The 23,145-nt window shown below is 66.9% G+C and carries 21 protein-coding genes and 1 pseudogene; 10 read left to right on the top strand and 12 right to left on the bottom strand.

Annotated features, from left to right (window positions below; genetic code table 11):
• Window positions 1–6: 6 nt before the first annotated feature.
• The 3 genes from A5645_RS29110 to A5645_RS14445 form a co-directional block, all read right to left on the bottom strand.
• On the bottom strand, window positions 7–1,359 hold the full coding sequence (locus A5645_RS29110) for a PPE family protein (RefSeq protein ID WP_065130002.1): 1,353 nt from the start codon (window positions 1,357–1,359) through the stop codon (window positions 7–9).
• A 48-nt stretch (window positions 1,360–1,407) separates the two neighbouring features.
• Window positions 1,408–2,823, bottom strand: coding sequence for a PPE family protein, SVP subgroup (locus tag A5645_RS14440; protein WP_065130004.1), 1,416 nt, complete (start codon window positions 2,821–2,823; stop codon window positions 1,408–1,410).
• 208 nt (window positions 2,824–3,031) lie between these two features.
• Window positions 3,032–3,682, bottom strand: coding sequence for a cation efflux transmembrane domain-containing protein (locus tag A5645_RS14445; RefSeq protein WP_065130006.1), 651 nt, complete (start codon window positions 3,680–3,682; stop codon window positions 3,032–3,034).
• A gap of 81 nt (window positions 3,683–3,763) precedes the next feature.
• Between A5645_RS14445 and A5645_RS14450 the strand changes: the two genes are divergently transcribed.
• The 3 genes from A5645_RS14450 to A5645_RS14460 all read left to right on the top strand — a co-directional run bounded on the left by A5645_RS14450 (window position 3,764) and on the right by A5645_RS14460 (window position 8,351).
• Complete coding sequence (locus A5645_RS14450; RefSeq protein WP_065130008.1) at window positions 3,764–4,693, top strand: SAM-dependent methyltransferase; 930 nt, start codon at window positions 3,764–3,766, stop codon at window positions 4,691–4,693.
• Entirely contained in the window at window positions 4,693–5,865 is a 1,173-nt protein-coding gene (locus tag A5645_RS14455) for a CoA transferase (RefSeq protein WP_065130010.1), read from the top strand. The genes A5645_RS14450 and A5645_RS14455 overlap by 1 nt, the downstream gene beginning before the upstream one ends.
• A gap of 236 nt (window positions 5,866–6,101) precedes the next feature.
• On the top strand, window positions 6,102–8,351 hold the full coding sequence (locus A5645_RS14460; RefSeq protein WP_065130012.1) for a SulP family inorganic anion transporter: 2,250 nt from the start codon (window positions 6,102–6,104) through the stop codon (window positions 8,349–8,351).
• An 11-nt stretch (window positions 8,352–8,362) separates the two neighbouring features.
• Here A5645_RS14460 and A5645_RS14465 read toward each other — a convergent pair whose 3' ends face one another.
• From A5645_RS14465 to A5645_RS14490, 6 genes are all read right to left on the bottom strand, one after another.
• Window positions 8,363–8,803 (bottom strand): response regulator, encoded by a 441-nt coding sequence (locus A5645_RS14465; RefSeq protein WP_065037340.1) that lies wholly within the window; start codon window positions 8,801–8,803, stop codon window positions 8,363–8,365.
• Window positions 8,787–10,328, bottom strand: coding sequence for a sensor histidine kinase (locus A5645_RS14470; RefSeq protein WP_081288362.1), 1,542 nt, complete (start codon window positions 10,326–10,328; stop codon window positions 8,787–8,789). The genes A5645_RS14465 and A5645_RS14470 overlap by 17 nt, the downstream gene beginning before the upstream one ends.
• Window positions 10,329–10,402: 74 nt before the next feature.
• On the bottom strand, window positions 10,403–11,557 hold the full coding sequence (locus A5645_RS14475; RefSeq protein WP_065130016.1) for a PP2C family protein-serine/threonine phosphatase: 1,155 nt from the start codon (window positions 11,555–11,557) through the stop codon (window positions 10,403–10,405).
• 196 nt (window positions 11,558–11,753) lie between these two features.
• Window positions 11,754–12,923: an acyl-CoA dehydrogenase gene (locus A5645_RS14480; RefSeq protein WP_065037343.1), complete on the bottom strand. Its 1,170-nt coding sequence runs from the start codon at window positions 12,921–12,923 to the stop codon at window positions 11,754–11,756.
• Window positions 12,924–12,945: 22 nt separating this feature from the next.
• Entirely contained in the window at window positions 12,946–13,461 is a 516-nt protein-coding gene (purE, locus tag A5645_RS14485; RefSeq protein ID WP_065037344.1) for a 5-(carboxyamino)imidazole ribonucleotide mutase, read from the bottom strand.
• 51 nt (window positions 13,462–13,512) lie between these two features.
• A complete protein-coding gene (locus A5645_RS14490) occupies window positions 13,513–14,775 on the bottom strand; it encodes a 5-(carboxyamino)imidazole ribonucleotide synthase (protein ID WP_065130018.1) in 1,263 nt (420 codons plus the stop codon).
• Window positions 14,776–14,874: 99 nt separating this feature from the next.
• Between A5645_RS14490 and A5645_RS14495 the strand changes: the two genes are divergently transcribed.
• Window positions 14,875–15,564: a GtrA family protein gene (locus A5645_RS14495; RefSeq protein WP_065037346.1), complete on the top strand. Its 690-nt coding sequence runs from the start codon at window positions 14,875–14,877 to the stop codon at window positions 15,562–15,564.
• Here the strand turns inward: A5645_RS14495 and A5645_RS14500 are convergent.
• Genes A5645_RS14500 through A5645_RS14510 form a run of 3 tightly spaced genes read right to left on the bottom strand, consistent with a single transcriptional unit; the run spans window position 15,519 to window position 18,493 of the window.
• Window positions 15,519–16,037, bottom strand: coding sequence for a PH domain-containing protein (locus A5645_RS14500; RefSeq protein ID WP_065037347.1), 519 nt, complete (start codon window positions 16,035–16,037; stop codon window positions 15,519–15,521). The genes A5645_RS14495 and A5645_RS14500 overlap by 46 nt on opposite strands.
• A 41-nt stretch (window positions 16,038–16,078) precedes the next feature.
• Window positions 16,079–16,903 (bottom strand): biotin--[acetyl-CoA-carboxylase] ligase, encoded by an 825-nt coding sequence (locus tag A5645_RS14505; protein ID WP_065130020.1) that lies wholly within the window; start codon window positions 16,901–16,903, stop codon window positions 16,079–16,081.
• A gap of 9 nt (window positions 16,904–16,912) precedes the next feature.
• The gene (locus A5645_RS14510; protein ID WP_065130022.1) at window positions 16,913–18,493 is read right to left on the bottom strand and encodes an FAD-binding protein; all 1,581 of its coding nucleotides are present in this window, start codon (window positions 18,491–18,493) and stop codon (window positions 16,913–16,915) included.
• 73 nt (window positions 18,494–18,566) lie between these two features.
• Between A5645_RS14510 and A5645_RS14515 the strand changes: the two genes are divergently transcribed.
• The 6 genes and pseudogenes from A5645_RS14515 (at window position 18,567) to A5645_RS14540 (ending at window position 23,058) form a co-directional block, all read left to right on the top strand.
• Entirely contained in the window at window positions 18,567–20,216 is a 1,650-nt protein-coding gene (locus tag A5645_RS14515; RefSeq protein ID WP_065130024.1) for an acyl-CoA carboxylase subunit beta, read from the top strand.
• Window positions 20,217–20,263: 47 nt separating this feature from the next.
• Window positions 20,264–20,479, top strand: a pseudogene (locus tag A5645_RS14520) (acyl-CoA carboxylase subunit epsilon); the annotation flags it as partial.
• The gene (locus A5645_RS14525; protein ID WP_065130028.1) at window positions 20,476–21,129 is read left to right on the top strand and encodes a Maf family protein; all 654 of its coding nucleotides are present in this window, start codon (window positions 20,476–20,478) and stop codon (window positions 21,127–21,129) included. The pseudogene A5645_RS14520 and the gene A5645_RS14525, both read left to right, overlap by 4 nt.
• A gap of 102 nt (window positions 21,130–21,231) precedes the next feature.
• The gene (locus A5645_RS14530) at window positions 21,232–21,720 is read left to right on the top strand and encodes a pyridoxamine 5'-phosphate oxidase family protein (protein WP_065037353.1); all 489 of its coding nucleotides are present in this window, start codon (window positions 21,232–21,234) and stop codon (window positions 21,718–21,720) included.
• Between the two features lie 13 nt (window positions 21,721–21,733).
• Window positions 21,734–22,624, top strand: coding sequence for a sulfurtransferase (locus tag A5645_RS14535; RefSeq protein ID WP_065037354.1), 891 nt, complete (start codon window positions 21,734–21,736; stop codon window positions 22,622–22,624).
• Window positions 22,624–23,058, top strand: a complete 435-nt coding sequence (locus tag A5645_RS14540; protein ID WP_065130030.1) for a SufE family protein — start codon at window positions 22,624–22,626, stop codon at window positions 23,056–23,058. The genes A5645_RS14535 and A5645_RS14540 overlap by 1 nt, the downstream gene beginning before the upstream one ends.
• Window positions 23,059–23,145 lie beyond the last annotated feature (87 nt).

Below are 23,145 nucleotides of genomic sequence, written 5' to 3' on the forward strand. Positions count from 1 at the left end.
ACTGGCCTACTGGCCGAACGAGATCTCGAGCAGCATTTTTTTCTGCTCGGCGTAGTCATGTTCGCTCAGCAGGCCGGCGGCACGCTGTTCGGCGATGTCGCGGATCGCGGCGGCGACGCCGGTCATGACCGTCCGCGGGGCGGGCACGACGTCGACGTCATCGTCCGGTGCGTCCTCGGTGCGACCGGTGAGCCACGCCGGCTTGGCGTTCCCCTCGCCGTTCGCGGCAGCCGGCGGGCCGGCCATCGCCTGGCCGGCCATAGCGCCTGTTCCCATCTGGTTCAGCGTGCTTGCCGCGCCTACTTCGGCTGCCGGTCCCGCTGCCGCGTTCGTGCCCGACAATGGTGTGGTCAGTGCGGTCGGGCGGATTTCTATTGCGCCATCAGCGATTTGGGTCCAACTCGGCGGCACTGTCAGTGTTCCGATCGTGTTCGCCCCGCCGAATGCTGCTGTCATCGTCGGCGCCGGAAGCCCGCCAGGCGGTAAGCCCAGAAGGGGCGCCACAAATGGCTCGACGGGTGCCGGTTCGGTACTTGGCCAGGGCTCTACCCCGTTCATGGCGCTGATCTTGCGATCGTCATCGGCACCCGACGCAGTGGTGAAAGCGGCGAGCGGAAAATCCCCGAAATTGGCAACGACCTCTGCCGGTATGAGCCCGAAAGTAGCCGCGATGTCGGTCGGTGCAACGATGAATAATGCGGCCAGACTGGCCAGCAGTTCGAGGTCGACCAACTCGGCCTGGGCCGGTAACGCCATTGCGGATAACGCTTGCGGCACAACCGATATGGCATCTTGCGCAGTGCCGGCGACGGCTTGGCCGGCCGTCGCGGCCGGGTCGGTGTTCGGGTCCGGCGAGGAAAACGGAGTCAGCACGGCCGCGGCAGCCGACGAAGCTGCGTAGTTGTACATCGCCAGGCTGTCCTGCCCCCACATCTCGGCGTAAAGCGCCTCGGTGGCCGCGATTGCCGGTGTGTTCTGTCCCAGAAAATTAGTCGCCACCAGCGCTGCCAGCAGGCTGCGGTTGGCGGCGATCTCCGGTGGCGGCACCGTGGCTGCGAACGCCGCCTCGTAAGCGGCAACCGCCGTCCATGCTTGGGCGGCGGTCTGCTCAGCTTGTGCAGCGGTAGCACTCAGCCATTCCACATAGGACTCGGCCGCTGCGCTCATCGCCGCGGACGACGGACCCGTCCAAGCCCCTTCGGTGAGTTCGGACACCGCCGACTGATATCCCGAGATCGCTGTATACATCTCGTCGGCCAAGCTGTCCCAGGCCTGCGCAGCGGCCAGCAGCGGCCCCGGTCCCGGTCCGGTGTACATCCGGCCGGAGTTGATCTCCGGCGGATAGATCCCGAAATCCACTGCTGCGCATACCTTTTCTTGCTAGCCGCTGCTGTTGTCAGACGGAGTTCAGCGACCGAGCAGGCGGTTCTTCTGCTCGGTGTATTCCTCGTCTGTCAAAATCCCCTCGTCACGGAGCTTGGCGAATTCGCGCAACTCGGCCGCGACCCCGGTGACCACAGCCCGAGGCTTGTCGGGCTTGTCGCTGGGCGCCTCGCCGTCTTCGCCAACCTTTGCCTTGCCACTGGCGGCCGCGGCAGTTCTGGCGCGAGCGGGGCCCCCCGCTTTCTTAGCCGCCTTGCCCCCGCCCGTACCCACGATCCCGCCCATGGCCCGACCGGCCAGGCCCGCAAGTGCCATCTGGCTCAGCGTGCCCGAGCTGATTTCCGCCGCCGGCGCGGCGGCGGCCTTCGCCGCGGTTTCACTCAACGCCGGCAGCGTGTACGAGACGGGGCGCACCGCCGGGGTGGCGACGGTCCACGTCGGTGGCACGGATAGAGCCCCGACGGTGTTCGCCTCACCCAGGCCGGCCGACAGCCTCGGCGGTGGCACCGTCCCCTCCGGCAGGTTGAGCAGCGGCGCCGGGAACGGCTTGACCGGCACCGACCCCGTGCCCGGAAAGGGCTCCTCGCCGTTCCAGCCGCTGAGGATCTCGTCGGTGTGCAGACCCACCAGGGTGCCGTAGATGGCCACCGGAAAGGCGGTCAACCCGACCACGTTGGAAGGTATGCCGACACCAAGGGCGGCGATACCCGCTGTCACGCCGAACGTCAGGGTGGCCAGGTCGGCCAGCAGGCCCAACCACTCCAATTCCTCGAGCGGAAGTGTTGCCGCCGGGGCCGCGGCCGAACTCTGCAGCAGATTGGGCACCGCGGAGAACGCCTGCTGGACGGTGCTCTGCGCGACGCCGCCGATGCCGGCTTCACCGACGGCGGCTGCTTGTTCTGCTAAGCCGCCTGGGTCAGTGGTCAACGGGGGTTGGATGAACGGCGCCAGGGCCGTCGCTGAGGCTGACGAAGCCGCGTAGCCGTACATCGCCGCCGCGTCCTGGGCCCACATCTCCGCGTACTGCGCTTCGGTGGCCGCGATCGCCTGGGTGTTGATTCCGAAAACATTGGTCGCGATCAGGGTCATCAGCTGACTGCGGTTGGCCGCAACCATCGGCGGCGGAACCGTCGCCGAAAACGCGGTTTGGTAGGCAGCGGCGGCGGCCTTGGCCTGAGCGGAAGTTTCTTCGGCCTGTGCGGCGGTGGCTCGCAACCACACCGCATACGAGGCGGCCGCAGCGCTCATCGACGCCGACGACGGGCCCAACCAGGGACCCGCGGTCAATGCCGATACCGCCGCTTGGTAGGAACTGGCCGCCGACTGCAGTCCCGCGGCGAGCGCAGCCCACGCCTCGGCCGCGGCCAGTAACGGTCCTGACCCGGCACCGGCAAACATGCGGGCCGAGTTGACCTCTGGCGGATAGCTCCCGAAATCCATGGCTGCGTTGCTCCTCGAGATACCTTGGCCGGAACGAAACCATCGTGCCCCCACTCGTGGTGCTGCGACCCGACGACCACGTACCGAAGTGCCCACGGTACATCGCCCTGGCAAATCGCGCCTGCTATAGCCGCTCGTGCTGACTCTGCGTCCGGGGCAAAGAAGTGCGGGTGGCTGACGCCCTCAGCGCAGAGTCACGGCCTTAGCTTCAGCAGCACTCCTGGCCACGCCAGGCCCGCACACCCTGCCACACCGCGACGCCCGCGACGCCCAGCCCGATCACCGGGTCGATCCACCACCCGCCGGGCCAGGCCGCGGTGACGGCCAAGCCGAGTAGCACCCCGGCCGCCTGGATGGCGCACAAATAGTTCTGTGTGCCTTCGCCTTTGGTGGCATCCGAGCGCAGGCGTGCACCGAGCCGGTGGTTGGCCCGGCCCAGCACCGGCATCAGCACCAGCGCCAGCGAGGTCAACACGATGCCTACCACCGAGGTCTCGGCGTGCTCGCCGCTGAGCAGGTGACGGATCGACTCGGCCGCCACATACGGGGCCACCAGCCAGAACGACAGCGCCACGCCGCGCTGTGCGCGCCGCTCCGCCGTCTCGGACAGAACGCGGTCGCCACTGAACCGCCAGATCACCATCGCGCTGGCCAGACCCTCGGACCCGCCGCCCAATGCCCAGCCGGTCAAAGCGATGGAGCCGACCGTCAGGCCCTCCCACAATCCCACGCCGCCCTCGACAAGCAGCACGGCGAGACTGACCCACGCCAGCCGACGAGCCAGCTGCGCATTGCGCCGCCAGTCGGCGTCTCGCGCAACCGGAGTCGCCGGCGCGTGGGAGTGGGCCGCGATTTCCATCCCACGATGCTAGCGGCGCCGCCGGCATTCCCAGCGCACCGAGTGTGGGCGCGGCCGACGGCTGGTTAATGTGTCTAAACGATGGCCCGCACGGACAACGACACCTGGGACCTGGCGTCCAGTGTGGGCGCCACGGCCACCATGGTGGCCGCTGGCCGCGCTCGAGCCAGTCGAGCGGCCCTGATCGATGACCGGTTCGCCGAACCGTTGGTCCGCGCCGTCGGCATCGAGTTCTTCACCCGCTGGGCCACCGGCGAGCTGGATACCGTCGATGTCGACTTTCCCGATGCCCCGTGGGGCATGCAACGCATGACCGAACAGCAGGCCGCGCGCACCCGCTACATCGACGACTTCTTCACCGGTAGCCAGGCGGCCGGGATTCGGCAGGCGGTCATTCTGGCCTCCGGACTCGACGCCCGGGGTTACCGGCTGCAGTGGGCGACCGGCACGGTGGTCTTCGAAATAGACGTCCCGCAGGTCCTGGAATTCAAAGCCAGCACGCTAGGGGCGCTGGGCGCTGTCGCGGCTGCGGACGTGAGGGGCGTGCCGGTAGATCTGCGCCACGACTGGCCGTCGGCGCTGCGACGGGCCGGCTTCGACCCGCAAAAGCCAACCGCATGGGCCGCCGAAGGCCTTTTCGGGTACCTGCCGCCCGACGGTCAGGACCGCCTCCTGGACGACATCACCACGCTCAGCGCCGACGGCAGCCAGCTGGTGGCCGAAGTGTTCTTCAGCGCCCCGGCCAGCCGCGAACTCTACGACGCAATTTTTGCCCGGTGGTATGAACACGGTCTCGACGTCGAGATGGACCGGCTGGGCTTTCCCGGTGAGCGCAACGACGTCGCGACCTATCTGGAACGGCACGGCTGGCAGGTAGCGCGCACCAAGCTCAACGAGTTGTTGGTGGCCAACGGTTTTCGGCCGCACGCCCGGGACAACTCCGCCGACGAAACTTTGTTCACCGAGAATTACTACTGCACCGCGGTGCTGCATCCGGAAAGGCCCCTTTGATGCCGAACAACGCCCCCAAGCCGCTGGACGGTTTCCGGGTCCTCGATTTCACCCAGAATGTCGCCGGGCCACTGGCCGGGCAGGTGCTGGCCGACCTCGGCGCCGAAGTCATCAAGATCGAAGCGCCCGGCGGAGAGCAGTCCCGCCGCCTCACCTCGGTGCTGCCCGGACGGCCACCGCTAGCCACCTATTTCTTGCCCAACAACCGCGGCAAGAAGTCGGTGGCAGTGGACCTCACCACCAACGAAGCCAAACAGCAGATACTGCAGCTCGCTGACACCGCCGACGTCGTGCTGGAAGGCTTCCGGCCCGGCGTGATGGAGCGTCTCGGCCTGGGTCCGGACGAGCTGCGGGCCCGCAACCCCCGGCTGATCTATGCGCGACTGAGCGCCTTCGGCGGCAACGGGCCCAACGGCACCCGACCCGGCGTCGACCTGATGGTGGCCGCCGAGGCCGGCATGAGCACCGGCATGCCCACCCCGACCGGCAAACCGCAGATCATCCCGTTCCAGTTGGTGGACAACGCCAGCGGGCATGTCCTGGCTCAGGCGGTGCTGGCCGCGCTGCTCAATCGGGAACGGCACGGGGTGGGCGACACGGTGCGAGTGGCGATGTATGACGTCGCCGTGGGACTGCAGGCCAACCAGCTGACCATCCACCTGAACAAGCCCAGCGCCCAACCGGCCACCAAACCCGCGGCGCCGGCCAAGAAACGCAGAGGCGTGGGCTTTGCCACCCAACCGTCGGACGCCTTCAAGGCCGCCGACGGATACCTCGTGATCAGCGCGTATGTCCCCAAGCACTGGACGAAGCTGTGCCAGGTCATCGGCCGGCCCGAGTTGATCGACGACGAGCGGTTCGCCGATCAGCGGTCCCGGGCGATCAACTATCCCGAGTTGACCGACGAGCTGGAGTCGGCGCTGGCCGCCAAGACGGCCGCCGAATGGGTGCAGCTCTTGCAGGAAGCCGGCCTGATGGCCTGCCTGGCCTACACCTGGAAACAGGTGGTCGACACCCCGCTGTTCGCCGAGAACGACCTCGCACTGGCGGTGGGCAGTGGCGACGACGCCGTCACCGTGATCCGCACTCCGGCAACCTACGCCACGTTCGACGCCAGGGTCACCGAACCGCCCCCCGACGTGGGCGAACACAACGATTTGTTTCTCACCTGACTTTTTGAATGCTGCGCGCTAAACCATCTTTTTATTTGAATTACTCATGAATCGGCGCGGAGTTTGGCGCGGGGCCCTGACCTGCGTGGAGTATTTGACCATACGGCTACAACGGGATTCACATATTTGCTGACGGCAAATATGTGCGTTGCGTTCTGACGCCCGGCGGATACCCAATCGACCCAATCCGTTCACGCCCGTCGGGAAGGGTCTGCAGGACCGGCCCAAGGAGTTCTATGAGCAGCGCTGCCAACGGCGCCCACGCGGCGCCCCAATCACACCGAATACGGGACAACCTGCGCTACGACATACCGGCTTCGCTGGTCGTCTTCCTGGTCGCGTTGCCCCTCTCGCTCGGCATCGCGATCGCCTCGGGGGCTCCGCTGGCCGCGGGACTGATCGCCGCGGTGATCGGCGGCATCGTCGCCGGTACCTTCGGCGGTTCGGCTGTGCAGGTCAGCGGCCCAGCCGCGGGTCTGACGGTGGTGGTCGCCGATCTGATCCAGGAGCTCGGCTGGGAGATGTTGTGCGTCATGACCGTCGCGGCGGGCGCGCTACAGATCCTCTTCGGGGTGAGCCGGATGGCCCGCGCCGCCCTCGCGATTGCTCCGGTGGTGGTACACGCCATGCTGGCCGGCATCGGCATCACGATCGTGCTGCAACAGATCCACGTGCTGGTCGGCGGAACCGCCCACAGCTCGGCTTGGGAGAACCTGGTGGCGCTGCCCAACGGCCTCCTGCACCACGAACTGCACGAGGTGATCGTTGGCGGCACGGTGATCATCATCCTGCTGGCGTGGTCAAAACTGCCGCCGAAATTACGCATGATTCCCGGCGCCCTGGTCGCCATCGTGCTGGCAACCGTACTCGCCAAGCTCGTCGGATTGGATGTCGAGCGCATCAATCTGTCGGGTAGCTTCTTCGACGCCATCGGGCTGCCGCAGCTATCGGACAAATCCCCGGGCGGTCAGCCCTGGACCCACGAGATCAGCGCCATCGTCTTAGGCGTGCTGACGATCGCGCTGATTGCCAGCGTCGAGTCGCTGCTGTGTGCCGTCGGCGTCGACAAGCTGCACAGCGGCCCCCGTACCAACTTCAACCGGGAGATGATCGGGCAGGGCAGTGCGAATATGTTGTCCGGCTTGCTGGGTGGGTTGCCGATCACCGGTGTGATCGTGCGCAGTTCGGCCAACGTGGCCGCCGGTGCGCGCACCCGGATGTCCGCGATCCTGCACGGCGTCTGGGTTCTGCTGTTTGCCTCGCTGTTCACCAACCTGGTCGAACTCATCCCGAAGGCGGCGCTGGCCGGTCTGTTGATCGTTATCGGCGCCCAGCTCGTAAAACTGGCTCACGTCCAACTAGCTTGGCGTACTGGCAACTTCGTGATCTACGTCATCACCATTGTGTGCGTCGTGTTCCTCAACCTGCTTGAGGGCGTGGCGATCGGCCTCGGCGTCGCGATTCTGTTCCTGCTGGTGCGGGTGGTGCAGGCACCAATCGAGGCCAGGCCCGTCGGCGACGAGGCGAAGAAGTGGCACGTCGACATCGACGGCACCCTGAGCTTCCTGTTGATGCCGCGACTGACCGGTGTGCTGGCGACCCTGCCACAAGGCTCGGACGTGACACTGAACCTCAACGCTGACTACATCGATCACTCCATCTCCGAGGCGATCTCGGACTGGAAGGCGGGCCATGAGGCCGGCGGCGGCAAGGTGACCATTCACGAGACGTCACCGGCCGGCCTGTCCAGCGCGCACCACGCCCCGCCTAAGCGCCACATTTCCCGCTCGCTCCGGGAACCGTGGCCGTCGCGGCGCGACCACGACCACGAACATGAAGAGCCGTCGATTCGGCACGGCATCGAGGAATATCACCGCAACGGGGTGGGTAGGCTCCACCACCACGTTCCGGAACTGGTCGATTCACAGAACCCCGATACGGTGTTCATTACCTGCGCCGACTCCCGGATCCTGCCCGACGTGATCACCGCTAGTCGGCCCGGCGACCTGTACATCGTCCGCAACGTGGGCAACCTCGTTCCCAACAATCCCGACGAGCACTCCGTGGACGCCGCTCTGGACTTCGCGGTAAACCAACTAGGGGTGAGTTCGGTTGTGATCTGCGGACATTCGTCCTGCCGAGCGATGCAGGCACTGCTCGATCACGAGCAGCCCGGTGAACACTCGGGGGCCATGGACCAATGGCTCGAGTACGCCGAGGAGAGTCTTGCGCGATACCGCGACGGCCATCCGGCAAGGGTAAGCGCCACCTCCAACGGCTACCGCTTCAGCGAGGCCGATCAGCTGGCGATCGTGAACGTGGCTGTGCAGGTGGAAAGGCTTTCCCGGCACCCGATGTTGGCCGCTGCGGTTGCCAACGGGTCACTGCACGTCGTAGGCATGTTCTTCGACTTCGCCACGGTCCACGTGCACGAGGTGACTCCGGACGGCCTGGTGCACGAGGTCGAAGGGATACCTACGCACTAGCGCGGGACGCCCTAGCTCTGCGGCAACCGCACCACCTGCAGGAAGAACTCGTCGATCTGCCGCACCGCGGTGATGAACTGGTCCAAGTCGACCGGCTTGGTGACATAGGCGTTGGCGTGCAATTTGTAGCTGCGCAGGATGTCCTCCTCGGCCGACGAGGTGGTCAGGACCACCACGGGGATGCGGCACAGGTCGGGGTCGGACTTGATCTTCTCCAGGAGCTGCCGCCCGTCGTACTTCGGCAGATTCAGGTCCAGCAGGATCAGGTCCGGTCGCGGCGCGTGCTCAAACGAGCCACGCCGGTAGAGGTAGTTCAGTCCCTCTTCGCCGTCGTGGGCCACGTGCAGCCGGTTCTTGAGCTTGTTTTGCTCGAAAGCTTCCCGGGTGATCAGCTCGTCCCCCGGGTCGTCCTCGACGAGCAGGATGTCGATCGCTCTACCGGTCGGTACCATTGCTTGCTCCCTCTGTGGCCAAGTGTTTCTCCGCCGCACCTGTCCTGGCGGCGACAGGCAGCGTGAACTCGAACCGGGTTCCCCCGGTGTAGGACGTGTCGATCCGGATCGTGCCGCCGTGATGCTCGACGATCTTCTTGCACATCGCGAGACCGAGCCCAGTACCGGTATACATCTCGCGGCCGTGCAGGCGCTGGAAGATGACAAACACCTTGTCCGAGAATTCCGCCGGGATGCCGATGCCGTTGTCGGTAACGGTGATCAGCCAGTGGCCCTCTTGGTCCCCGCTACCTAGGCGGCAATCGATGACGATGCGCGGCGCCTCGCCCTCGCGGCGGAACTTCATGGCATTGCCGATCAGGTTCTGCCATAGCTGCGTCAAAAGCGTGGAATCGCCGTAGATTTCGGGCAGCCGGCTGGGGCGCACGATCTCGGCGCCGGATTCATCCCGCGCCGCGGCGAGGTTGCCCAACGCCATGTCCAGCGTGGTGTCCAGGGCGACCGCACCGTATTTGGTGTTCAGCCGGCCGACCCGGGAAAAACTGAGCAGGTCGTTGATCAGCACCTGCATCCGCTTGGCGCCGTCCACCGCGAAGTTGATGTACTCGACGCCGCGTTCATCCAGCTTGTCGCCGTAGCGCTTCTCGATCAGTTGGCAGAACGAGGCGACCTTGCGCAGCGGCTCCTGCAAGTCGTGCGAAGCCACGTACGCGAACTGCTCCAATTCGGTGTTGGAACGCAGCAACTCCTTGGCCTGCTCGTCCAGTTGCGCTTGAGCCGAGCGCGACGCCTCGAGTTCTGCCACGATCCGCTGCCGCATGTTCTCCACGTCGACCGCGATGCCGCGGATGTCGGCCGGTCGTGCCGGCGGCGTGATGCTGTCGCCGAAATGGCCGTCGGTGATTCGACGGCACGCCGCGGCCAGCTGTTCGAGCGGCCGCGTGACCGAGCGCTGCACCAGGAGCCCCAGCAGCGCAGCCGTGGCGATGAAGCTCAGCACCATGGCGCCCAGCACCCGGTCGCGCCAGTCATTTATCCGCTCGATCTTCGCGGCGCCAGCATCCCGGGCGGCACTTAGATGCGCGGTCTGGACATCGAAAAGGGCACGCAGGTAGTCGAATTCGGCTTTGCCGAGCGCCGACATGGCGCCCGGCAGCACGGTCGGCTCGTTGGGGGTCACCCGGCCGATCAGGGGCTCGGCGAAGTCTCTGCGCCAATTGGCCGCCGCGGTCTCGATGGCATTGAGGTCGGCGAGCAGGTCCTTGTGTCCGGCCAGCCGGGTGCGGATGTCTCGGGAAGCCGCTTCTTCGACGCGGATCCCGTCGTAGTAGGGCGTCAGGAACTGCCGATCGGCCGAGATCAAGTATCCCCGCAGTCCCGTTTCCTGATCGCGCAAGGCCGACTGCAGCTGGGAAGCCGCAACCCGCGCCGGTTGAATGTCGTCGCGCAGCGATCGCGACACCTCGTCGGTGCGCTCCAGGAGGATGGCACCGACCACCGCGCCGATCAGCACCAGCAGCCCCATCGTCGAGAGCACCAGGGCGAGCCACCCGCGCACGGTCAGGCGCGGCTTGTCCAGCGAGCCCGACGCGTCGCTTCTCACGTTTGGGTCCGCTCCACCCGGACCACGGCAATGTCGTCGGTCAGCCCGCCGTGGCTCTGCGCCAGTTGCTGGGCACCGTCGATCAACGCGTCGACGAACTGCGGCCCGGGCAAATGTGCGTGGCTGCGTGCCAGTGCGAGCAGTCCGTCTTCACCGAGGCGTCGGTTTCCTTGGCCGGAGTAGCCCTCGAAAAGCCCGTCCGTCAGCAGCAACAACCCGCAGCCCGCGGGCAGCACCAGCTCGTGTTGCGGCCAGTCGTCGCCCTGCAGCCCCAGCGCCGGCCCGTAGGGCGGCTCCAGCCAGTCCACGGTGCCGGCACCGTGCAACAGCATCCCCGGGTGACCCGCGCGGACCGCCCTGACCGGATAGGAGTTGGGCGGACCGGCCGGGATGGCCAGGCTCAGCACGGTGGCGAAGACACCGTTCTCCGCACGCTCGGCGTGCAGCAGCCGATCCAGTTGCTTCATCTGTGCCGCGCCATGGATACCGGCGAAAGTCAGTGTCCGCCAGGCGATCCGCAGCGCCGCCCCCAGCGCGGCCTCGTCAGGGCCGTGTCCGGCGACATCACCGATCAGCACATGGGTGACCCGGTCAGGGGTCTGCACGACATCGTAAAAATCGCCGCACAGCAAAGCGTTCTCCCGGCTTGGCCGGTACCGAGTGACGATTTCGACGCCCGGGTTGTCCAGCAGCAGCGGCGAAGGCAGCAGTCCACGTTCCAGCAGTGCGTTCTCGCGGGCGCGGACCTGGCTGGCCTGCAGGTCGGCGGCGATCAGTTCGGCACGCTTGCGTTCAATCGCATAGAGCAGCGCCCGCCGCAGCATCTCCGGCTCGACACGCCCCTTGACCAAATAATCCTGCGCGCCGGCGGCCACCGCGGAAGCGCCGAAGTATTCATCGTTGAGGCCGGTCAGCACGACGATGGGGACGGTGGAATCGCTTTTGAGGATGCGATCGAGGGCGTCGATCCCGTTGGCGTCCGGCAGGTTGAGGTCGAGCAGCACGCAGTCGGGACGGGCGGAGGCCAGCATGCGCTCGGCGTGCGCGATCGACTGCGCCCAGACCACCTCGATGTCGGCGACGGCATCGGCGATCAAATCTTCGACGAGTACCGCGTCGGCTCGGTCATCTTCGACCAATAAAAGGGACAACGACTGCCAGCTGGGCGCCGGGGCAACGGAATCACCTACCGACGTCAAGTTCCGATCACCTCACACCCTCCTGGGCAGCCGGAAACTCCATGTCCGGAACGCGTAGCCGACCATCCCGACTGGTGGCTCAATCGCGTGGACCTGGTCAGCAGGATCCTAAGCGGTGGGCTGGCTTTTACGGTCCTGTTCGGGAAAGTCAGCGCAGTAATGCGCGCGACATCACAACCCGCTGGATCTGGTTGGTGCCCTCGTAGATCTGGGTGATCTTGGCGTCGCGCATCATCCGCTCGACGGGGAAGTCGGCGGTATAGCCGGCGCCGCCGAACAACTGCACGGCGTCGGTGGTGACCTCCATGGCCACATCGGAAGCCAGACACTTCGAGGCGGCCGAGATGAATCCCAGATTGCCCTCACCGCGCTCAGCCCGCGCCGCCGCCGAGTAGACCATGAGCCGGGCCGCCTCAACCTTCATCGCCATGTCGGCGATCATGAACTGCACCGCCTGAAAATTACTGATCGACTGGCCAAACTGCTTGCGGTCCTTGGTGTATGCGATCGCCGCATCCACGGCGCCCTGCGCGATACCCACGGCTTGGGCGCCGATGGTGGGACGGGTGTGGTCCAAAGTGGCGAGCGCCGTCTTGAAGCCGGTGCCGGGCTCACCGATGATCCGGTCGCCCGGGATTCGGCAGTTCTCGAAATACAACTCGGTGGTGGGCGAACCCTTGATGCCCAGCTTGCGCTCCTTGGGACCAACGACGAAGCCCTCGTCATCGATGTGCACCATGAACGCCGAGATGCCGTTGGCGCCCTTGTCCGGATCTGTCACGGCCATCACCGTGTACCAGGATGACTTGCCGCCGTTGGTGATCCAGGCTTTTGCGCCGTTGAGGATCCAGTCGTCGCCGTCGGCCTTGGCGCGGGTACGCATGGAAGCGGCGTCCGAACCTGCCTCCCGCTCACTCAGCGCGTAGGAGGCCATCGCCGTGCCGTCGGCAACCTGCGGCAGCACCTGCTTCTTCAGCTCGTCCGAGCCACGCAGGATCAGGCCCATGGTGCCCAGCTTGTTGACGGCGGGGATCAGCGACGCCGAGGTGTCGACCCTGGCGACCTCCTCGATGACGATGCACGCCGCCACCGAGTCCGCACCCTGCCCGCCGTACTCCTCGGGCACGTGCACGGCGTTGAAGCCCGAGGCGTTCAACGCATCCAGCGCCTCCTGCGGGAACCGCGAGTTCTCGTCGACGTCGGCGGCGTGCGGGGCGATCTCCTTCTCCGCCAGCGCGCGGATCGCGGCCCGCAGCTCCTGGTGCTCTTCGGGCAGTTGGAACAGATCGAACGACGGATTTCCGGCCCATCCAGCCATTTTGAGACCTCCTAGTCTCTTGCTACTCGCGGGTAACTTTACCCTGCAGCTGTTGTAACGCCGCATCCTTGGCCGCAACCGTCTCGGCCAGCTGATCCTGGAACGCCACCACCCGGGCCAGCAGTTCCGGGTCGGATGACCCCAGCATCCGCACCGCCAACAGGCCGGCGTTGCGGGCGCCGCCGATGGACACCGTGGCCACCGGCACCCCGGCCGGCATCTGCACGATCGACAGCAGCGAGTCCAGACCGTCCAGGCGCGCCAGCGGCACCGGCACCCCGATCACCGGCAACGGCGTCGCGGCGGCGACCATGCCGGGCAGGTGCGCGGCTCCCCCCGCGCCGGCGATGATCACTTCAAGGCCCCGGTCGGCGGCCGTCCGGGCGTAGTCGAACATCACCGCCGGCGTGCGGTGGGCGGACACCACCCGCACCTCGTGCGGGATGTCGAATTCGGCGAGCGCCGCGGCGGCGTCCTGCATCACCGTCCAGTCGCTGTCGCTGCCCATGATGACCCCGACGCGGGGCGAATCAGGCATTACGCCGCTCCTCCTCATCGCTTCGCTCTGCATCGTCGCCGGCGTGGACCATCAACGCCGCCCCTCCTCATCGCTTCGCTCTGCATCGTCGCCGGCGTGCGGATCCCATCCATCCGTCCACTCAGCATGTGACAACCAGTGTGCCGCCAGCTCGGCACGTTCCCGCAGGCTCGTCAGATCCTGCGCGTCCGCGATATCCGTGCCGACGAAGTTGATGTGGCCCACCTTGCGGCCGGGACGCTCGGTCTTGCCGTACAGGTGGACCCGGGCGTCGGGCATCCGGGCGAACAGGTGGTGCAGGCGCTCGTCGACGGTCATGACCGGTTCCTGCGCGGCCCCCAGCACGTTGGCCATCACGGTAACCGGCGCCACCGCGTCGGTATGACCGAGCGGATAGTCCAGCACCGCCCGCAAATGCTGCTCGAATTGGCTGGTCAGCGACCCGTCCATGGTCCAGTGCCCGGAATTGTGCGGCCGCATCGCCAGCTCGTTGACCAGCAGCGAACCATCGGCCGTCTCGAACAGCTCCACTGCGAGCACCCCGACCACACCCAGTTCGCCGGCCAGCCGCAACGCCAGCCGCTGGGCCTCGGCGGCCACGTCTTCGGGCAGGTCAGGAGCCGGGGCGATCACCTGGACGCAGATACCGTCGCGTTGCACGGTCTCCACCACCGGCCATGCCGCACCCTGACCGAACGGTGAGCGGGCCACCAGCGCCGAGAGCTCCCGCCGCAATTCCACCCGCTCCTCGATCAGCGCCGGGACGCCGCCGGCCAGGTAGTCGCGGGCGATGTCACGCGCCTGCGCTACGTCGTCGGCAACCCGCACGCCTTTGCCGTCGTAGCCGCCCCTGGTGGCCTTGACCACGATCGGAACGCCGACGGTCGCGGCGAATGCGTTCAGCTCGTCGATGCGTTCGGCGCTCTCGATGCCCAGGTACCGCGGCACCGGCGCGCCGAGTTCCTCCAGCCGCCGCCGCATCACCAGCTTGTCCTGGGCATGCAGCAACGCCTGTGGTGGCGGGGCCACATTGATGCCCTCGGCGACCAGCTTGTCCAGCAGTTCGGGCGGCACGTGCTCGTGGTCGAATGTGAGCACGTTGGCTCCCGCCGCCACCCGGCGCAGGTCCTCCAAATCGGTGTGCGACCCGATCACCACGTCCGGGGAAACCTGGGCGGCGGGCTCGTCGGCGGAGTTTGCCAGCACACGCAGGCTCTGCCCCAGGGCGATGGCGGCTTGATGGGTCATTCGGGCCAGTTGGCCGCCGCCGACCATGGCGACGAGTGGGGTGCGGGGACTCGGCACGGCAATCATGTTGTCACGGCGCTTGACCGGCGTGTTTGCCGGCTAGGCCGCCAAATCGTTATGTACCATTTTGCGCCGGTTTCGAGATCAACCGTAGACTGGCGCACTGTGTCCTTTGCCGATGCCACAATTGCGCGCCTCCCCGGGGTCCTTCAACCCTTCGCGATGCGCCACCATGAGCTGATCAAATTCGCCATCGTCGGCGGCACCACATTCATCATCGACTCAGCAATTTTCTACACGCTGAAGCTGACAATTCTTGAACCCAAGCCGGTCACCGCCAAGGTGATCGCCGGCATCGTCGCGGTCATCGCGTCGTATGTGCTGAATCGGGAGTGGAGTTTCCGGGACCGCGGTGGGCGCGAGCGTCACCACGAAGCGCTGCTGTTCTTCGCGTTCAGCGGCGTCGGCGTGCTGCTGAGCATGGCGCCGCTGTGGTTCTCCAGCTACGTCCTGCAGCTGCGCGTTCCCAACGTGACCCTGACGGTGGAAAACCTGGCCGACTTTTTGTCGGCCTACATCATCGGGAATCTGCTTCAGATGGCGTTCCGGTTCTGGGCGTTTCGGCGCTGGGTCTTCCCCGACCAGTTCGCGCGCAACCCGGACAAGGCGCTGGAGTCCGCGCTGACGGCGGGCGGGATCGCCGAGGTCTTCGAGGACGCGATAGAGGGTGGCTTTCCGGACACAAACGTCACGGTGCTGCGGGCGTGGCGCAACCGTCGGGCCAGCCGGGCGACGAGCCGGGCGGGGTCTCAGCTCGGCGACTCCTCCGAGCCCAGGGTGTCGAAGACTTCGTGATACAGCAGCGCGTGCACCTCGCGCAGGCGCGGAATGTTGTAGAACTCCAACGGGTCTTGTGACGCCGACTCGATAATCAGCGTCCCGGTCCGGAACATCCGTTCGGAGATCCGGTCACGGAATTCCACGCTGTTGATCCGGGCCAACGGGATGTCGATGCCGTTGCGGGTCAGCACGCCGTGCCGGTACATCACGCGCCGGTTGGTAACCACAAAATGCGTGGTCAACCACGTGAGGAACGGCCAGACCGTCAGCCAGCCGATGATGATCAGCCAGATCCCCCAGATCACGCCGTACAGAATTTTCTTCGCCATCGGCTGCCACTGGGTGGACTCGACGAACCCCGTCCCCAGGGCAGCCAGTCCGGTCAGCAGGATCAGCACCACGATCGGCAGGATCAGCCGCTTCCAGTGCGGATGGCGATGCAGCACCACTTTCTCACCGGCGGCCAGGGCGTTGTCCGGATAGCTCATTCCGTGACCTTAATCGCCGGTGGAAGCCCGCAGCGCGGATTTCAGCGCAGATGCACGACGTCGCCGGCGGACACCACCGTCTGGCCCGATTTGCTCGCGTCGTTGGGATCCCAGGTTTCCAGGCAAAGCCGGCCCTGTTCGTCGATATCGCGGGCGATACCGACCAGAGCCTGACCGCCCGGCAACTCGGCGCGCACCCGGGAGCCGATGGTCAGGCTGCGGGCCCGGTAATCATTGGCCAACCGGGAGTCGGCTCCCGACGCAACACGCCAGGCCGCGATGCGGTCCCCCAGTTCGCGCAACAGCCGGCAGGTCAGCACCGTCCGGTCGGGGTTCGCGACGCCCTGGTCCAGCAGCGAGGTGGCACCGGGCCCCTCGACGTCCGCGGGAACCCCGGTGACGTTGAGGCCTACCCCGATCACCGCGAAGGGGCGCGCGACCTCGGCCAGGATGCCGGCCAACTTGGCACCGTTGGCCAGCACGTCGTTAGGCCACTTCAGGCCCGCCTCGACGGTGCTGACCCCGGCAACCGAGTCGACCACTGCCAGGCCGGTGGCCAGCGACAGCCATCCCCACGCCGCGGCCGGGACGTCGTCCACCCGCACCCCGACCGACATGGTGATCTGCGCCCGGGGCGACGCCGACCAGCCACGGCCGTGCCGGCCCCGCCCGGCGGTCTGGTGCTCGGCGATCAACACCGCGCCGTCGATATCGGCACCGGACGCTGCCCGCGCCAGCAGGTCGGCGTTGGTGGAGCCGGTTTCGGCAACGACGTCGAGTTGCCGCCAGTACGACGAGTCGCCGATCACCTCGGCGCGCAGGGCGGACTCGTCGATCGGCGGTGGGAGCTGATCGCGGTCGGTCACCCGGCAAGCTTAAAGACCCGGCGCGCGTCCCAGCATGTCCCGTACCGCCAAATGACTGAACAGCATGCTGGTGCCGATCGGGTTACCCCCGCCCGGATACGCCGTGCCGCTGGGCGCTGCCATGGTGTTGCCGGCCGCGTACAGGCCGGGGATGGGGTGGCCCGAGCGGTCCAGCACCCGGGCGGCGGCGTCGGTGCGCAAGCCGCCCTTGGTGCCCAGGTCCGAGATGCCGAACGCCGCGGCATGAAACGGCGGCCGGTCGATCGGCACCAGCGGGGAGGCGCCGCCGGAAAACGCGCGGTCGAACGCCTCGTCGCCGCGGCCGAAGTCCTCGTCGACGCCCGTAGCGGCGAAGCCGTTGAACCGGGCGACCGTGGCCACCAGCGCATCAGGCGGCACACCGATCTTGCCGGCCAGTTCCTCAAGGGTGTCAGCGGTGTGCCACAGCCCGGCGTCCACATACTTCTGCGTTTCGACGATGGACACGTTGGCAGCCTTGACCGGCGGTACCTCGCCCTCCCGGTCGTCGTAGATCATCCAGTACGGCAGTGTCACCGACCCGTCCTGCAGCTGGGCGATGATCTCGCGGCCGGCCCGGTCGTAGGCGCGCGACTCGTTGACGAACCGGTTGCCGTCCTGGCTGACGAAGATGCCGCCGGTGAACCACAGCGCAAACGCCGAGCGGCCGTCGGGATGGGTCATGCCCGGTGACCACCACGCCTGATCCAGCAGGTCGGTGTCGGCGCCGGCCGCGATGCCTGCCTGCAACGCCAGACCGCGGCTGCCGGGACCACCCATCGTGTCCCGGGCCACGCCGGGCACGCCGTACTGGCGGCGCAGGTCTTCGTTGCTTTCGAAACCGCCGGCCGCCAACAGGACACCCCGTCGGGTACGGATCGCGGTGCGTTGGCCCGCGTTCTCGACGACGGCGCCCACCACCTTGCCTCCGTCGACCACGAGATCGACCAGCGCGGTGTGGCGGCGTAGCGTCGCGTTCGGGTACTGGGCGATGGCTTTGAGGAAGCGTGCGATCAAGGCGCGACCGCCGATGTAGTAGTCGGGCGGAGTGGGCGCGCCGAGCCGGTCGGTGTCCAGCGGCCCGCGGATCGCGTCCCGCAGCTCGGGCGCGGCCGCGACTTTGAGCGGCTTCGCCGCGATGTGCCGTTGACCGTCCAGACGGGCCTTGGGTGCCTTGCCGTAGTAGTCGGGCCACGGCAACGGGACGAATTTGAGGTCAGGATCCTGCTCGAGGTATTCGACCAGCGGGGCACCGCCGCGGACGTAGGTTTCTTGTAGTTCTCGTGGCGTGCGATCGCCGACCACTGCGCGGTAATAGGTCAGCGCGTCTTCGATGGTGTCTTCGATACCGCCCCAGTTACCGGTCCGGATCAGGACCGGATTGCACGGGAACCACACCCCGCCGCCGCCCGAATACGCGGTGGTGCCCCCGAACTTGTCGGTCGCTTCGACAAGCAGCACGTCGAGGCCCTCGCGGGCGGCGGTATAGGCGCCGGTCACGCCTCCGCCGCCGGAACCAGCGACCAGCACGTCGTGTTCTTCGGTCCACTCCACGGCCTGACGGGCGCCCATCAGCGGAGACTACTTAAGGACTCTTTAAGGGCCACCGAAGGGTCCGGTGGCGTTGCCGATAACATCGACTCCCATGACAAGCGTTACCGACCACTCTGCCCATACCGCAGAACCTGCAGGCGAGCACGTCATTGACATTCACACCACCGCAGGCAAGCTGGCCGAACTGCACAAGCGCCGGGAAGAGTCGCTGCACCCGGTCGGTGAGGCCGCCGTTGACAAGGTCCACGCCAAGGGCAAGCTGACGGCGCGCGAACGCATTACCGCGCTGCTGGACGAGGATTCGTTCGTCGAGCTCGACGCGCTGGCCAAGCACCGCAGCACCAACTTCGGGCTAGAAAAGAACCGTCCGGTCGGCGACGGCGTCGTCACCGGCTACGGCACCATCGACGGTCGCGACGTGTGCATCTTCAGCCAGGACGCCACCGTGTTCGGCGGCAGCCTCGGCGAGGTGTACGGCGAGAAGATCGTCAAGGTGCAGGACCTGGCCATCAAAACCGGTCGGCCGCTGATCGGCATCAACGACGGTGCCGGAGCCCGCATTCAGGAAGGCGTCGTCTCGCTCGGCCTGTACAGCCGGATTTTCCGCAACAACATCCTCGCGTCCGGCGTCATCCCGCAGATCTCGCTGATCATGGGCGCCGCGGCCGGTGGGCACGTCTACTCCCCCGCGCTTACCGACTTCGTGATCATGGTCGACCAGACCAGCCAGATGTTCATCACCGGACCCGACGTGATCAAGACCGTCACGGGCGAGGACGTCACCATGGAGGAACTGGGCGGCGCCCACACCCACATGGCCAAGTCCGGGACGCTGCACTACGTCGCATCCGGTGAGCAGGACGCGTTCGAATACGTGCGGGAACTGCTCAGCTACCTGCCGCCCAACAACGCCACCGACCCGCCGCGCGAACCGGCCCCGCTGCCGGTCGGCGCGATCGAGGACAACCTGACCGACGAAGACCTCGAGCTGGACACGCTGATCCCGGATTCGCCCAACCAGCCCTACGACATGCACGAGGTGATCACCCGCATCCTCGACGACGACGAGTTTCTGGAAATCCAGGCGGGCTACGCGCAGAACATCGTCGTCGGGTTCGGCCGTATCGAGGGCCGCCCGGTCGGCATCGTCGCCAACCAGCCGACGCACTTCGCCGGCTGCCTGGACATCAACGCCTCGGAAAAGGCGGCCCGGTTCGTGCGGACCTGCGACTGCTTCAACATCCCGATCGTGATGCTCGTCGACGTCCCGGGCTTCCTGCCCGGCACGGGCCAGGAATACAACGGCATCATCCGGCGCGGCGCCAAACTCCTCTACGCCTACGGCGAGGCGACGGTCCCGAAGATCACCGTCATCACCCGCAAGGCCTACGGCGGCGCGTACTGCGTCATGGGATCCAAGGACATGGGCTGCGACGTCAACCTGGCCTGGCCCACCGCCCAGATCGCGGTGATGGGCGCCTCCGGGGCGGTCGGGTTCGTGTACCGGCAGAAGCTGAAGGAAGCGGCCCAGGCCGGCGAGGATGTCGAGGCGCTTCGCCTGCAACTGCAGCAGGAGTACGAGGACACCCTGGTCAACCCTTACATCGCTGCCGAGCGCGGGTATGTCGATGCGGTGATTCCGCCCTCGTACACGCGTGGGTACATCGGGACGGCGCTGCGGCTGCTGGAACGCAAGATCGCGCAGTTGCCGCCGAAGAAGCATGGGAACATCCCGCTGTGAGCGAGGTGACGGACGTGACGGCCGAAGCAGCCGAAGCCCCCGAGGCTCCGCAGCCGCATGAGCCGCACATCCAGGTCCTCAGGGGTGAACCGACCGTCGAGGAACTGGGCGCGCTGATCGCCGTCCTCGGCACGATCGGCGGCGGAACCGCACCGCCCCCGCCCGAGCCCGCCCGCTGGGGGCTGCCGGTGGACAAGTTGCGCTATCCCGTCTACAGCTGGCAACGCATCACCCTGCAGGAAATGGTGCACATGCGTCGATGACGCGGCTGGTGCTCGGGTCGGCCTCCTCCGGTCGACTCACCGTGCTCCGCCAGGCCGGCGTGAACCCGCTGGTGCTGGTGTCCGGCGTCGACGAAGACGAACTGATGGCCGCGCTGGGGCCCGACGCCGCGCCCGATGAGGTGGTGCGCGCCTTGGCCCGCGCCAAGGCCGAACACGTGACGGCCACGCTGCTCGACCGTGGCTCCGATGTCACCGGGGATTGCGTGGTGCTGGGCTGCGACTCGATGCTCTACCTGGACGGCGGGCTGTGCGGCAAGCCCGGCTCGATCGAGGCGGCGCGGCGCCAATGGCAGTCGATGGCCGGCCGCACCGGCCACCTGCACACCGGGCACTGTCTGATCCTTATCCGCGACCACCGCGTCGTGCATCTGGCTGCGCAAACGTCGATCACCACGGTCCGTTTCGGCCAGCCGTCGCAGCCCGATCTCGAGGCCTACCTGGCCAGCGGCGAGCCGTTGAGCGTCGCCGGCGGCTTCACCCTGGACGGCCTGGGCGGCTGGTTCATTGACGGCGTCGACGGTGACCCGTCGACGGTGATCGGGGTGAGCCTGCCGCTGCTGCGCGCTCTGTTGGCGGGCTGTGGGCTGTCGGTGGCGGCCTTATGGGCCGGCAATGGTGGATCCGCTTGATGAACGTGCGCCGAGCGTGGGGCTCACGCAGCAAAATCGTCCCGATCTCCTACCGGAGGCCCACGCTCGACGCCCCGCAGCGCCAACCAGAGGAGGAGTGACGTGATCACCTGGGCCGAATTCGCCGCCGCCGCGCCGCGCATCGCGGCCGTTTTCCGCCGCCGCCACCGCGCGACAGGCAATCTGTGCATGCTGGCCACCTTGCGGTCGGACGGGTACCCGCGAATCAGCCCGATGGAGCCGCGTATCTTCGAAGACCAGCTGTGGATCACCGGAATGCCGAACACCACCAAATACCGTGATCTGCAACGAGATCCACGCCTGTGCCTGCACACCGCGACCGTGGACACCGCGGTTACCGAGGGTGACGCGAAGCTGTGGGGCCGGGCGTATGTCGTTCCCTACGGCGAGTTGCACCGGCGTTTCGCCGCGGCACTGTTCGACGAGATCGGGCTTGATCTGCGCGATCAGGAGTTCGACCTCATCGGCGTCGACATCACCGGCGCGTCAGCGGTCGAAGTCCAAGACGACCACCTCGACATCACCGTCTGGAAGCCGGGCCAGCCCGAGCGGGTGGTACGCAAGCACTGAGTAGGCTTTAGGCGTGCCGCTACCCCCAGATCCAAGTCCCACCCTCTCGGGCTACGCCCATCCCGAACGGCTCGTCACCGCTGACTGGTTGTCCGCCCATATCGGCGCGCCCGGTCTGGCCATCGTCGAATCGGACGAGGACGTGCTGCTTTACGACGTCGGTCACATCCCGGGGGCCGTCAAGATCGATTGGCATACCGACCTGAACGACCCGCGCGTGCGCGACTACATCAACGGCGAGCAGTTCGCCGCGCTGATGGACAGCAAAGGCATCTCCCGCGACGACACGGTGGTGATCTACGGCGACAAGAGCAACTGGTGGGCGGCCTATGCGCTGTGGGTGTTCACCCTGTTCGGCCACCCGGATGTGCGCCTGCTCAACGGCGGGCGGGACCTGTGGCTCTCCGAGCGCCGCGACACCACGCTGGACGTCCCGACCAAGACCTCCACCGGCTACCCCGTCGTGGAGCGCAACGACGCCCCCATCCGCGCGTTCAAGGATGACGTGCTGGCGTCGCTGGGCAGCCAGCCGCTGATCGACGTGCGCTCACCCGACGAGTACACCGGCAAACGCACCCACATGCCCGACTACCCCGAGGAAGGGGCGCTGCGCGGCGGCCACATTCCCACCGCGCGGTCCATCCCGTGGGGCAAGGCCGCCGACGAGAACGGTCGGTTCCGTAGCCGCGACGAGCTGGAACAGCTCTATGACTTCGTCACGCCGGACGACAAGACCATCGTCTACTGCCGGATCGGCGAGCGGTCCAGTCACACCTGGTTCGTGCTGACCCACCTGCTGGGCAAGCCGGGGGTGCGCAACTACGACGGCTCGTGGACGGAGTGGGGCAACACCGTGCGGGTGCCGATCGTCGCCGGTAGCGAACCCGGAGCGGTGCCCGGCTGATGGGTATGCCCGCGCCGCTGGCCGAGGTGGTGTCCGACTTCGCCGACGTCCAGGGCCAGGACAAACTTCAGCTATTGCTGGAGTTCGCGAACGAGCTTCCGGCGCTCCCGTCCGATATGGCCGAGGCCGCCATGGAACCGGTTCCGGAGTGCCAGTCGCCGCTGTTCCTGCATGTCGACGCCAGCGATCCCGACCGGGTGCGGTTGCACTTCAGCGCGCCGGCCGAAGCGCCCACCACCCGCGGCTTCGCCTCGATCCTGGCGGCCGGACTCGACCAGCAACCGGCCGCGGCGATCCTGGCGGTGCCCGAGGATTTCTACACGGAGCTGGGCCTGGGAGCGTTGATCAGCCCCCTGCGGCTGCGTGGCATGTCGGCCATGCTGGCACGAATCAAGCGCCGCCTGCGCGAAGGCGCCCAAGGGGGAACCGCCTGACCGGGCCGACGGCGCGGCGCATAAACTTCCCCCGACAGACTTGTAAGAAATTCTCTTAGAGACGACGACGTCCGGCCATACAGGAGG

It is taken from the genome of Mycobacterium asiaticum, from assembly GCF_001673635.1.
GTDB classification, from domain to species: Bacteria; Actinomycetota; Actinomycetes; order Mycobacteriales; family Mycobacteriaceae; genus Mycobacterium; species Mycobacterium asiaticum_C.